Here is an 11,971-nt window from a genome sequence, read left to right as displayed (position 1 = left end):
GCGAATCCCAACTGCTCAGTCGTCCACCTTCACGAGTACCTCGCCGGACCCGAACACGGCGACGGTGCAGTCGTCGTACTCGAAGGTGATGCGACCGCCGGTGCGCGGACGGCCCGCGACCGTCTCGGCGAACAGCGCGTCGAGGGCGTCGGGGTCGAGCGTGTCGTTCAGCGGCGGGAGTTCGACGGGGTCACAGTTCCGGGCGTCCGCGACGGCCAGCACGACCGCTTCGCTCGGTGTTCGCTCGGTGGTGCGGTGCCGCCATGCGCTCTCGCTGGTGTACGTGGCGTCGGGGTCGTTCACGTAGTACTACTCTACACCGGGAAGTGAGTCGCGTGGTTCACCACTGAGTCATTTTTAACGGGGACAGATGTTTGTGAACTAGTCCCGTACGTGTCACCGATGGAGTGTACCGAGTCCGACTGCGGGAACACCGCGGCCGTCAGGCTCCACGTCCCGTGGGCGGACGACCGCGTGGTCTGTGCGGCCCACGCCCGCGTGCTGGGCCGGCGGGACGGCGTGGTCGCCGACCCCATCGAGGACGGCGACGACTGGCCGTGAGCGCTCGGACGGGGACGGTCGTCCAAGGCCCCGGCATAACCGTTATCTGACGTGTCGTCGTGGCTACCACATGAGCGAACGCGGTCCCCGAACGTCGAGACGACAGTTTCTCGCGGTCTGCGGCGCGACGCCCCTCGGCGGATGCGGCGCGGCCCTCGGCATCGGCGGCGACGGCGCGACGGCGTGGGCGACGGTTCAGCGAGACCCCGGCCACACCGGTTATCTCCCCGACGGCACGCTCTCGGACGTCGGCCTCGTCTCCGGGTGGGACCTCGAAACCGACATCGACGGCCTGTTCCGCCGACGACCGGTGTTCGCGGACGGCACGCTGTTCGTGCCGAGCGAGACGGAGCTGTACGCCATCGACGCCGAGGAGGGGTCGGTGGTGTGGACCCGAAGCAGGACGACTACGAACGCCGACGGCGAGGAGGTGCCCTTCCGCGTCGGCAGAGTCGTCACCGACGGCGACTGCGCGTTCGTCGCGTGGGACCGCGACGACGCGAACGACGTGCTGGCCGCCTACCCCGCGGACGGCGGCGAGGCCCGCTGGGAGTTCGAGACCAACACGAACCTCGGCGCGGTCCTGCCGGTCGAAGATAGGCTCTACGTCGTGGCGACGCTCCCCGAGGGTCAACGACTGGTCGCGCTCGACGCCGCGACGGGCCGAACGCGGTGGCGACGGCCCGTCGCGCTGGCGGGGAATCCGCCGCTGGCGTACGCCGACGGCACCCTGTTCTCCGGTCGCTACCGGGACGAGCAGGAGTCGTTCACCGGCACGTGGTTCCTCCAAGCGTTCGACGCCGACGGCGGCGAGCGCCGCTGGAAGCGCGGCGTGACCGGCTACGGCGTCGGCACGGGCGGCCGCCTCGCGCGCTTCTTCGGCTTGGGCGGCGGCGAACCCAACCTGACTGCCGCGGACGGCCGGGTGTACTTCGGAACGGGACCCCACGAACTGTACGCTCTCGACGCCGCCGACGGGACCGTCCGCTGGTCGCACTCGCTCGAAGGAGGGAACACCGACACCGGCCACGCGCCGGTCGTGGACGACGACACGGTGTACCTCGCCAACCTCTCGACCGCGGTCGCGCTCGACGCCGCGACCGGCGCGGAGCGGTGGCGCTACGACGAGGCCCGAATCCCGTTCGAGGACCCCCAGCGGTACCCGATTCTGGTCGGGGACACCCTCGTCGTGCCCGAACAGGTGACGCTGCTCGCGCTCGACGCGGTCACCGGCGAGGAGCGGTTTCGGCTCGGTCCCTACGACGACGGACTGGTCGGCGTGGCACCACTCGCGGTCGATGGCCGCCTGTACACGCCAGTCGGCGACTCGGTGTACGCTATCGGTCGGTCGTAGCGTCGGCGTCGGTCACGACTCCTCGACGGCGGCCCCGATAGCGCGCCCGAGGAGGTAGGTCGGTATCCCGAGCAGGACGCCGATGAACCCGAAGACGACGAAGAACAGACCGACCGGGCCGAGGACGCGCTCGGTCAGCGGAATCGAGTTGGCGAAGACCAACGCGAACGACGCGAAGGCGACAATCAGTAGCCGGACGGACGCCCGGTCGTCGCGGTCGTCGCGGTCGTCGTACCCGAACGCGAACAGCAGTGCCATCGAAATCGACACGTACAGCGACGGACCGAGGTCGTTCGCGCCGGCGAGACGGACGACCGCGCCGACGTCCGTTCCGTTCGCGGCGAGGACGGCGACGACGACGGCGAGCAGGGCGGCGACGTGCGCCCCGAACGCGGAGAACCGCCGGGCGCGGGCGGCGACGAACGCCACCGCGCCGAGGGTGAAGTACGCGCCGCCGACGGCGAACAACCACGGGGTAGACGCCCTGATGAGCGGGACCAGCGCGGGATAGAGCGGATGGCCGAGGAAGTAGAGTCCGAGCGCGATGACGAGGAGGGCGGTCCGGTCGCCGGGACTCGTTCGCTCGGCGAGTCGCCCGCGGAGTAGGCGACGAATCCCGGCGACGAAGCCGGTGACGACCAGCGCTGGGGAGACGACGAGGGCGGCGAGATTCACGACGAGTCGGCCCATACGACGGAGAACCGACAGGACCGGGTGAGTCTTGTGGACGCACGGCGATTCGACGCCACGGCAGTCTGTAAGACGGCTACGCCGGGTCGGCTACGCCTCGGGGTCCGCACAGTAATCGTACAGGTCGTCGTTCCAGTGGTGGACGACCGGCCCGTCGAGTTCGCCGTCCCGAATCGCCGCGCCGACGCTGTAGCACTCCGATAGCTGGTCGGCCGAGAGGCGGTACCGCTCGCCGGAGCTTCGGTTATCGAGGCGCACGAGGACTGTGTACCGGCGCGTGGTGTTCTCGATTTCGGGCGGGTGAACGTCCGCGCCGTGGACCACGGTCCCGAGCGTCTCGTTCTCGGTCTTGCCCGCGACGTGGCGCGTCGTCCAGTGGACGACGGTGCCCTCGTGCAGGACGACCACCTCGACGGTGTGGCTCTGATTGTCGTAATTGTTCACGCTGACGCTCCGGAAGACCGACGGCTCGTCGGGAGTGGCGGGGGCGTCGGACTGCGACGCGAGCGACGAACAGCCAGCGGACGCGAGGAGCGCGGCGAGCGCGAGGGCGAGGAGGGCGCGGCGCATGAACGGGCCGTTTCCGTAGAACTACGTGAGCTTTCTGTTTCCCCGTCGCTCGGTCGGTGTGGGTCGCTCGGGGTTCTCGTGGTGGTCGGGTCTCGATGGCGGTCGGGTCTCGGTTGCAGTCGAGTATCAGTGGCGTCGAACGCCTCGCAGTGAATCGAGAACCTCGAAAGAAGATTCGAGAGACTACTCGTGAGCGAAGTACGCCACGCTCTCGTCGTGTTCCTCGTGGTCGTCCACGCGGACGAAGCCGACGCGCTCGAACTGCACCATCTCGTCCTCGTCGGTCTCCCGGAAGCCCGGTTCGGCGTAGCCCGTCACGTCGCCGTCGGGCGTTCGCATCCGGGTCAGGACCGCGGTGTCGGCCGGGACCCAGTGGATGACGTCCACGCCTTCCTCGCGGACCGCGGCGATGTCGTCGCCGACGTAGGTCAGTTCGTCGTCCTCGCGGCGGAAGCAGCCGAAGCCCTTGAGCCAGATACGCTCGCCGTCGTCGGGCGCGTCCGGTTCCTCGACGCGGACGCGCGTTCCAGCGTCGATGTCTCGGGTGCCGCGGTCCTCGTGTTCGGGGTGGACCGGCGGGTGTGCCGTCTCGGGGTGGTCGCCCGCGAGCGTGAAGTCGGCGTGGTCCTCCCGGACGAAGAAGTAGCGGTTCGCGTCGTCGTCGATGCGCTCGCGGTTGTTCGAGTAGACCGTACTCATCGCCAAGTCCACGTTGCTGGTCGAGGTGCCGAGTTCGACCATCGCGTCCACGATGGCCTCGCCCCGAATCCCGCGACGCCGGACGCTCGGAATCGTGGGGGCGCGCGGGTCGTCCCAGCCGTCCAACTCGCCGTCCTCGATGAGTTCCCGAATCGTGGAGGTGGACATCTTCACGTCGTAGGCGTCCACCTGCACGTGACCCCAGTGGATGACCTCTGGGTACTCCCAGTCGAAGTAGTCGTAGACGAACTGCTGGCGCTTCGCCGAGTCCTGCAGGTCGATGCCCCGGATGATGTGGGTGACGCCCGTGAGGTGGTCGTCCACGCCCGACTGGAAGTCGAGCATCGGCCAACAGCGGTACTCCTCGGCCTCCTCGCGGGGGTGTGGCGTGTCGATGATGCGGAAGCCCACCCAGTCGCGCAGGGCCGGGTTCTTGTGTTCGATGTCGGTCTTGACCCGGAGGACCATCTCGCCGGACTCGTACTCGCCGTCCACCATCGCCTCGAACTCCGCCATGGTCGTCTCGGGGTCCTTGTCGCGGTGCGGGCAGGCCTCCGCGGAGTTCTTCATGTCCGAGAACTCCTCGCCGGAACACGAGCAGGTGTACGCGCCGCCCTTCTCGATGAGGTCGCGGGCGTGGTCGTAGTAGGTTTCGAGGCGGTCGCTCGCCCGGTAGACCTCCGCGGGTTCGAATCCGAGGTAGTCGATTTCGTCCAGAATCTCGTCGTAGGCCCACAGCATCGGGCGACCGACTCCGGCCTCGGGGTTGGTGTCGTCGAATCGCAGAATGAACTCGCCGTCGTACTCCTCGGCGTAGGTGCCGATGACCGCGGGCATCCGGGCGTGGCCGATGTGCCACGGGCCGTTCGGATTGGGCGCACAGCGCATCCGAATCTGGTCGTAGTCGTCCGCGTTCGGCAGGTCGGGGAGAATCTGGTCGTCCTCTTCGTCCTCGCTCTCGATTTCCTCCAACCAGTCGGGGGCGAGTTCGGCGAGTCGCTCGCGGCGCTCCTCGACGCTCGACTCGTTGACCCGCGAGACCACCGGTCCGATGACGCCGGGAATCTCGTCGCCGTGCTGGCGGAAGTCGGGGTTCTCGCCCATCAGCGGCCCCATCACGGCACCCACGTCGGCCTCGCTCTCGTGTTTGACCGCGTTGACGAGCGCGTGCTTCTCTGCCTCCGTCTCGATTCGCTCGCGGAGTTCGTCGTCCATTGGCGGGGAGTTGGACCGTCTGCGGGAAAACTCGTCCGGATTCGCTCGGGTCGGAGCGTCAACGGTCTCCCGCCTCGCGTTCGACTACGCTCGGCCGTGCTCGCCCGCGCTCGTCGGGACGTTCCGGGCCGCCCCGACGAGTCAACCAGATGACCAAGACCCTTACCTTCGCGGAGGCGTAGCTCCTGTAAGAACGTGACATCCAAGCAGACGGGACGGGCGGCGGACGACTCCCCCGAGCGGAGCGCCGAGGAGGCGCGAGCGTCCGACGGGCGGCCCGCCGACGACCTGCAAGCATCCGACGACCGACCCGGCCAGACCGCGGTCCGGACCGTCCGAATCCTCTACGTGGACGACGCCGACCCGCCGTCCGCGCTCTCGGAGGCCGAGGCGGTCTCGCTGTCGGCCGTCCCGACCGCCTCGGCCGCGCGCGAGGCCCTCGCGTCCGACGGCGACGTCGATTGCGTCGTCAGCGAGTACGCGCTGCCCGACGACGACGGACTGGCGCTGCTCGAAGCGGTCCGGGACGACCACCCGAACCTCCCGTTCGTCTTCTACACCGGGTCGGGGAGCGAGGCGGTCGCCAGCGAGGCGTTCGGCGTCGGCGCGACCGACTACCTGCCGAAGGACACCGACGGCGAGACGCTCCGCGAGCGCGTCGAGCGCGCCGTCGCCTCGGCCAGCGTCGAGACCGAGTCGGGCGTCACCGGCGACCGACTCCGGGAACTGACCAACGCTTTCCCCGACGAGGCCTTCGTGCTGGACGAGAACGGCCGGTATCTGGAGGTGCTGTCGGGACCCGCCACCAGAGACCTCCGGACAGTCGAACAGGAGCGGCTGGTCGGCAAGCGCCTCCACGACGCCTTCCCGACCGAGCAGGCCGACCGGTTCCTCGAACTCATCCACCGGACGCTCGACACCGGCGGCGTCGAGACCATCGAGTACTGCGCCGAGACCGACCGGGGCGAACGCTGGTACGAGGGCCGGACCGCGCCGCTCGGCGACACCATCGACGGCCGCGAGGCGGTCGTCTGGGTCGCCCGCGACGTGACCGAGCGCCGAGAGAACGAGCGCCGACTCGCCGAGAGCCGCGACGAACTCACGCGACTCACCCGCATCAACGACCTCATCAACGACACGCTCAAGTCGCTGGTCGGGTCCGCGACCCGTGAGGAGATAGAGCGCGTCGTCTGCGAGGAACTGGCCAACTCGGAGTTCTACCAGTTCGCGTGGGTCGGCGGCCCGTGGGTGAAAGACGAGCAGATGGCCCCGAGCGCCGTGGCGGGCGTCGAACCCGAGGCGATCGAGCGACTCGTGGAGGCGACCAGCGCCCAGACCGACGCCGAGAACGCCTTCTCGCGGGTCGTCAGTGACGACGAGTCGGTCGTCGTCGGTGACGTGGCCGACTCCGACATCATCTCCGAGCGCGAGCGCGAACTCATGGAGGAGTTGGAGATGTCATCGGCGGTACTCGTGCCGCTGACGTACGGTACGACGAACTACGGCGTCCTCGGCATCAGCGGAGCCTGCACCGGCACCTTCGGCGACCGGGAACTGACCGCGCTGGAGACGCTCGGCGAAATCGTCGGGTTCGCCATCAACGCGGTCAAGAACCGCAACCTGCTCCTGTCGGACACCGCGGTCGAACTGGAGTTCCGCGTCGAGAACCCCGAGCGAGGGTTCGGACGTATCTCGGCCGAACTCGACTGTCGGTTCTCGCTGGAGGGTCTCGTCGGCCTGTCGGACGACCAACTGCTCGAATACGTCTCGGTCGAAGGCGCGTCGGCCGACGCCCTCACCGACCGACTCGACGACTGCCCGACCGTGGACGAGTACCGACTCGTGACCGACGACGACGACGTCTGTCTGTTCGAAATTCGCTCCGCGCAGTCGGGCGTCACCCAACTGGTCGAGGCCGGAACCGTCGTCACGTCCGCGACTGCCGAGGGCGGCGTCGTCCGGTGCGTCGCCGAGGCCTCCTCGGACGTGAGCGTCCGGAACGTCGTCGAGGACTTCCGGACGACCTACCCCGACGCGGAACTCGTGAGCAAGCAAGAGGTAGACAGGCCGGTCCACACGACTCAGGAGTTCCGCCAGACGCTCGCCGAGAACCTGACCGAGAAACAGCGGACCGCGCTTCAGGCGGCGTACTTCGCGGGCTACTACGAGTACCCCCGCGAGAGTACCGGTGCGGAGGTCGCCGAGTCGCTGGACGTCTCCTCGCCGACGCTCCACCAACACCTACAGGCCGCACAGAAGAAACTCGTCGGCACCTTTCTGGACCTCCAAACGTCGGGTGAGTGAACGTTCGTTCGACTTCTAAAACGGTTGATATTCGGCGTTTGACACTCTCTACCGACCGTACCTCAGTATTGAGGCATAGGTTTGTTGTCCCCTCTGGCGCAACTCTCGGGTGGAGGTCACCCGCCATGAATCACGACTCTATCCGCTCGGGTACCGGGGGCGACCACGCCCTCCAGAACGGTCGCGCAGTCACGACGCCCTCGTTCGACGAGCTCTTCGACCTCCTCGCGGAGAGCCGCCGCCGATACGCACTCTACACGCTTATCGGAACCGAGGACGGTCTCGCCGAAGTCGAGAAACTGGCCGACGAAGTGGCCATGTGGGAGGCCCGGACCGGCGACGAGCCGATTACGGACTCCCTCCACGAGACCATCGTCGAGGAGCTACGCGAGACTCATCTCCCCCGTCTCGCCGACGCCGACATCGTGGAGTACGACGAGCGTAGCGACGTCGTTCGCTACTGGCGACAGCCGACGCTCGAAGAGTATCTCGAACACACCCACTACAAGGAGTTCCCGGACGAATGACCGCGCTCCGTCTCACCGGTGCCCTCCTTCCGACTCGTATCGAGTGACGCCCGCCGTCGGAGATGACTGCCGAGAAGCCCGCCCGCCTGTGACCGCCGTCGGTCCCGCTGACGCACCCTCCCATAGGCTTCCCGTCACCTCCGTCGGTCCCTGCTGACGCACCCTTCGTTTTTACCTCGCGCTCGCCGACCGACAGCGTGCGAAGAAAAATCTCGACGAGCGCGTCAGTACCCGCGCTCGATGAGGTAGTCGGCGATGCCTTCGAGCAGTTCGCGCGACTCGTTCTCCGGCAGGACCGTGAGCCGGTCCTTGCCGCGCGTGACAAGCTCTTGGGCCTTCTGCTTGGCGTAGTCGATGCTTCCGGCGTCTTCGAGTCGGGCGACCGCCTCGTCGATTTCGGCCTCCGTGACCGACTCGACATCGTCGGTCTCGACCAGCGAGTCCACGTCCACGCCCTGCTCGCGGGCGTGGAGCGTGATGATGGTCTGTTTGTTCTCCACGAGGTCGCTCCCGCGCTGTTTGCCGAGCTTCTCGCTGGGGACCGTCAGGTCGAGCACGTCGTCCTGAATCTGGAACGCCCGGCCCACGTCGATGCCGTACTGGTACAACTCTTCGACGGTCTCGTCGTCCGCGCCGAGCAGGATGGCCGGGATAGTCGCCGCCGCGCCGTACAGCACCGCGGTCTTGTCCTTTATCATCTCCAGATACTCGTCGGGGAGGACGTCGAGTCGCCCCTCGAAGGCGATGTCGCGGGCCTGACCTTCGCAGATGTTGGTACACGTCGTCGCCAACACGTCCGTCGCCTCCACGACGCGCTCGGGGTCGGCGTCGGCTTCCACCAGTATCTCGAACGCCTTCGAGTAGAGCGTGTCACCCGCTAGAATCGCGGTCTCGGTGTCGTACTCCCGGTGGACCGCGGGGACGCCCCGGCGCAGGTCGTCGTCGTCCATGATGTCGTCGTGGATGAGCGTGAACGACTGGATGACCTCGATGCTGACCGCGGCGGCCATTAGGTCCACGCTGTCGCCGTCCCGGTCGGGGAAGGCGCGATAGTCGATGCTTCCGGGGTCGGCGTCTACGTCCGCGAACGCCTCTGCGACGAGCAACAGCACGGTCGGCCGCAGGCGCTTGCCGCCCGCGTCGAGCAGGTATCTGACCGCCTCGTAGAGACGCCGCGGTTCGTCTACTGGGAGGTCCTCCTCGATGGCGGCGTTGACGATTTCGCGCCGCTGTTCGACCGCCCCAAGCACCTGCTCTTCCATTGTCTCGGCGCTCGCGTCACTCATGTTACTCGGCGAGTTGGATGAGGTTCCCGTTGCTCGTCACGTGGAGGTCCCGGCCGAGTTTGTAGCCCTGACTCTCGCAGAGGCTCACGTAGGGCGCGAACCCTTTCATGTCCTGGTGGGCCGGGATGATGTTCTGAGGCTGGAGCGCGTCTATCATCGTGTAGTGGCCTTCCTCTCGGAGGTGGCCCGACACGTGGATGTCGTCGTAGATGCGCGCGCCCTGCATCTTCAGGAGGCGCTCGGACTGGTAGCGCTGGCCCTCGTTGGTCGGCTCCGGGATGACGCGGGCCGAGAAGATGACCTTGTCGCCGTTCTCCAGTTCGTAGGGCGTCTCGCCGCGACCCATCCGGGTGAGCATCGCACGCGGCTCGCCCTGATGGCCCGTGACGATGGGGAGGTAGTTCTCCTTGCCCTCCTTCATGATTCGCTTGAACGTTCGGTCCACGGACTTGCGGTGGCCGAACATCCCCATGTCCTCGGGGAAGTCTACGAAGTCGAGTCGCTCCGCGGTGCCGGAGTACTTCTCCATCGAGCGCCCGAGGAGAACCGGCTCGCGGCCGATGTCGTGGGCGTACTCCACGAGGCTCTTGACGCGGGCGATGTGGCTGGAGAACGTCGTCGCCACGATGCCGCCGTCGTAGTCCTCGACGGAGGTCATCACGTCCTTCAGGTGGCGGCGAGCGACCGACTCGCTCGGCGTCCGACCCTTCCGGCCTGCGTTGGTACAGTCCTCGATGTAGGCCAGCACGCCCTCGCCCTCGCGACCGATCTCGCGGAAGCGCTTCATGTCGATGGGGTCGCCGAGGACCGGGGTGTGGTCCATGCGCTTGTCGAGACCGTAGACGACCGCGCCCTCCGGCGTGTGGAGGACGGGGTTGATAGCGTCGATGATGGAGTGGGTCACGTTGACGAACTCCAACTCGACCTTCCCGGAGTCCCCGATGGACATCGTCGAACCGGCTTCCATCTTCACGAGGTCGTTCTCGACACCGAACTTCTCCTCGCCCTGAATCTGCTGTTTGACCAGCTCGATGGTGTAGGGCGTGGCGACGACCGGTGCGTTGTACCGGTGGGCCAGCTTCGAGATGGCGCCGATGTGGTCCAAGTGACCGTGGGTCGGCACGATGGCTTGCACGTCGCCTTCGAGGTCCGACATCACGCGGTCGTCCGGGATGGCCCCCATGTCGATGAGGTCCAAGCTGTGCAGTTTCTCGGTCTCGACGTTGTCGTGGAGCAGCACCTTCGAGAGGTTCAGCCCCATGTCGAAGATGACAACGTCGTCGCCTGCGCGCACGGCAGTACACTGCCGTCCGACTTCTTCGTAACCGCCGATGGTTGCAATTTCGATTTCCATAGTTTCACCTTTTGTACGCAAAGCCGCCGTTCGTGGCAAAGCCACGCTGTCTTCCGTGTTTTCGTGGCAAAGCCACGCCGACGACGTCGTACGTACGTAAACCTGCTCGGAGCGTCACGGTCCCGGCCGCGGCGTCTTGCAGCCGTCGGTGGGACCGCGCGGTGGCGAGGCCACGTCTCCAAGCTATCGGTCTATGCGGGCTTTACGCTCCCTGGTAATAAAAACTGCCGGGATTGACCGACCGGGAGAAACGACCGGACGGAGACGGGTGGATTCGTCGCTCCGGAGACCCCGTCAGTCGTCGTCTTCGCCCGATTCGCCGCCGTCCGGCGACTCGGGAGCGTCGGGGGGGTCCGCGCCCGACGAGTCGCCCGCGCGCCGCCGTCGCCAGAGCGCGACCGCCCCGACGACCGGGACCCCGAACGCGAGGAGGTACGGGAGCGCGTAGGCCGCACCGACCGCCAGTCCGCGCGCGACGACCACGACGCCGCCTGCCGACGAGACGAACGCCGAGAGCAGACCGGTGTCGTACCACGCGGCGTTCGGGTCCGAGTTCCGCTCGGGCGGGCGCTCGTGCAGGCGGACCGTCAGCGTCGAGTAGGCGACCTGTCGCCGGAGGGACTTGCGCTCGGCTTGGAGTCGCTCGATTTCCGACTGGACCTCCGAGAGGCGCTTTTGGACTTCGAGGACGTTCTCGGTGTCGTTGGCCTCGGCGTAGAGGTCGCGCAACTTCTCGCGCTGGGCCTTCAGGTTCGCCAGTCGCGCCTCGATGTCTACCAGCTTCTTGGTCACGTCTTTCGTGCTTGTGCTGGCCTCGCGGACCTCCCCGGTCGCCTTGGCCCGCTCGACGAGCGCCGAGAAGTTCTCCTTCGGGACCCGGAGGACGAGTTTCCCGTTCGTCCACGTCCGGTTGTCGCGCCGGTTGACCTGTTGGGCCGAGTCGCTGACGAACCCGCCGAGTCGTTCGGTCTCGCGGGTGAGGGTCCGGCGGGCCTCGTCGTAGCTCTCGACGGTCACCTCGACCGTGCCGGTCCGAATCAGCGCCCGGTTCTGTGCCGCCAGTGCGTCGCTCTGGGCGTTCGTCCCGCCCCCGCCGCCGTCGCTCGCGCGCTGGGTCGCCTTCGAGTCGCTCGATACGTCGAGGTTCTGCCCCGAGGTGGCCTGCATCGCGGCGTCGCTCCCGCCGCCGCCGGAACACCCCGCGAGGACGACCAGCGAGACGAGTGCCAGCGCGAGCGCCCACCGTCGCGCGTCGCCACCTGATTCGCTATCGCGTGCCATATTCCGGTTGTCATATCCAACCATCGTAAACCTCCGGATGAGTGAAACGCGCGTTTGACCCTCACGACCGCGAGCGCGGAGAGTCGGCCCGATTTCGGCGCGACGTCCGGCGACCGAACTAATTTGTGAG

At 67.3% G+C, this 11,971-nt stretch carries 11 protein-coding genes; 4 read left to right on the top strand and 7 right to left on the bottom strand.

Features of this window, described 5'->3' with window-relative positions; translation table 11 throughout:
• Nucleotides 1-15 precede the first annotated feature (15 nt).
• A complete protein-coding gene (gene ddfA / locus M0R88_RS16370) occupies nucleotides 16-303 on the bottom strand; it encodes a DdfA family disk-determining factor (protein ID WP_248654493.1) in 288 nt (95 codons plus the stop codon).
• Between the two features lie 99 nt (nucleotides 304-402).
• Here ddfA and M0R88_RS16365 point away from each other — a divergent pair, with 99 nt between their 5' ends.
• Complete coding sequence (locus tag M0R88_RS16365; RefSeq protein ID WP_248654492.1) at nucleotides 403-561, top strand: DUF8014 family protein; 159 nt, start codon at nucleotides 403-405, stop codon at nucleotides 559-561.
• Nucleotides 562-631: 70 nt separating this feature from the next.
• On the top strand, nucleotides 632-1,915 hold the full coding sequence (locus tag M0R88_RS16360; RefSeq protein WP_248654491.1) for a PQQ-binding-like beta-propeller repeat protein: 1,284 nt from the start codon (nucleotides 632-634) through the stop codon (nucleotides 1,913-1,915).
• A 12-nt stretch (nucleotides 1,916-1,927) separates the two neighbouring features.
• On the opposite strand, the gene M0R88_RS16355 is transcribed toward M0R88_RS16360, so the two are convergent.
• The 3 genes from M0R88_RS16355 to M0R88_RS16345 form a co-directional block, all read right to left on the bottom strand.
• Complete coding sequence (locus M0R88_RS16355; RefSeq protein ID WP_248654490.1) at nucleotides 1,928-2,605, bottom strand: hypothetical protein; 678 nt, start codon at nucleotides 2,603-2,605, stop codon at nucleotides 1,928-1,930.
• Nucleotides 2,606-2,695: 90 nt separating this feature from the next.
• Complete coding sequence (locus M0R88_RS16350; RefSeq protein ID WP_248654489.1) at nucleotides 2,696-3,175, bottom strand: hypothetical protein; 480 nt, start codon at nucleotides 3,173-3,175, stop codon at nucleotides 2,696-2,698.
• A 183-nt stretch (nucleotides 3,176-3,358) separates the two neighbouring features.
• Nucleotides 3,359-5,089, bottom strand: coding sequence for a glutamate--tRNA ligase (locus M0R88_RS16345; protein WP_248654488.1), 1,731 nt, complete (start codon nucleotides 5,087-5,089; stop codon nucleotides 3,359-3,361).
• A 195-nt stretch (nucleotides 5,090-5,284) separates the two neighbouring features.
• On the opposite strand from M0R88_RS16345, the gene M0R88_RS16340 reads away from it, so the two are divergent.
• Both M0R88_RS16340 and M0R88_RS16335 read left to right on the top strand, forming a co-directional pair.
• The gene (locus M0R88_RS16340) at nucleotides 5,285-7,393 is read left to right on the top strand and encodes a bacterio-opsin activator domain-containing protein (RefSeq protein ID WP_248654487.1); all 2,109 of its coding nucleotides are present in this window, start codon (nucleotides 5,285-5,287) and stop codon (nucleotides 7,391-7,393) included.
• Between the two features lie 125 nt (nucleotides 7,394-7,518).
• Nucleotides 7,519-7,920, top strand: a complete 402-nt coding sequence (locus tag M0R88_RS16335; RefSeq protein ID WP_248654486.1) for a DUF7344 domain-containing protein — start codon at nucleotides 7,519-7,521, stop codon at nucleotides 7,918-7,920.
• Nucleotides 7,921-8,144: 224 nt separating this feature from the next.
• On the opposite strand, the gene idsA3 is transcribed toward M0R88_RS16335, so the two are convergent.
• From idsA3 to M0R88_RS16320, 3 genes are all read right to left on the bottom strand, one after another.
• Nucleotides 8,145-9,206, bottom strand: a complete 1,062-nt coding sequence (gene idsA3 / locus M0R88_RS16330) for a geranylfarnesyl diphosphate synthase (protein ID WP_248654485.1) — start codon at nucleotides 9,204-9,206, stop codon at nucleotides 8,145-8,147.
• A gap of 1 nt (nucleotide 9,207) precedes the next feature.
• Nucleotides 9,208-10,560, bottom strand: a complete 1,353-nt coding sequence (locus tag M0R88_RS16325; RefSeq protein ID WP_248654484.1) for a ribonuclease J — start codon at nucleotides 10,558-10,560, stop codon at nucleotides 9,208-9,210.
• 294 nt (nucleotides 10,561-10,854) lie between these two features.
• Nucleotides 10,855-11,841: a DUF4349 domain-containing protein gene (locus M0R88_RS16320; RefSeq protein WP_248654483.1), complete on the bottom strand. Its 987-nt coding sequence runs from the start codon at nucleotides 11,839-11,841 to the stop codon at nucleotides 10,855-10,857.
• Nucleotides 11,842-11,971 lie beyond the last annotated feature (130 nt).

Source organism: Halorussus gelatinilyticus, assembly GCF_023238445.1.
In the GTDB taxonomy this organism is placed as follows: Archaea; Halobacteriota; Halobacteria; order Halobacteriales; family Haladaptataceae; genus Halorussus; species Halorussus gelatinilyticus.
The sequence above is the reverse complement of the archived record's forward strand: the minus strand, read 5'-3'. Positions and strand labels throughout refer to the sequence as shown.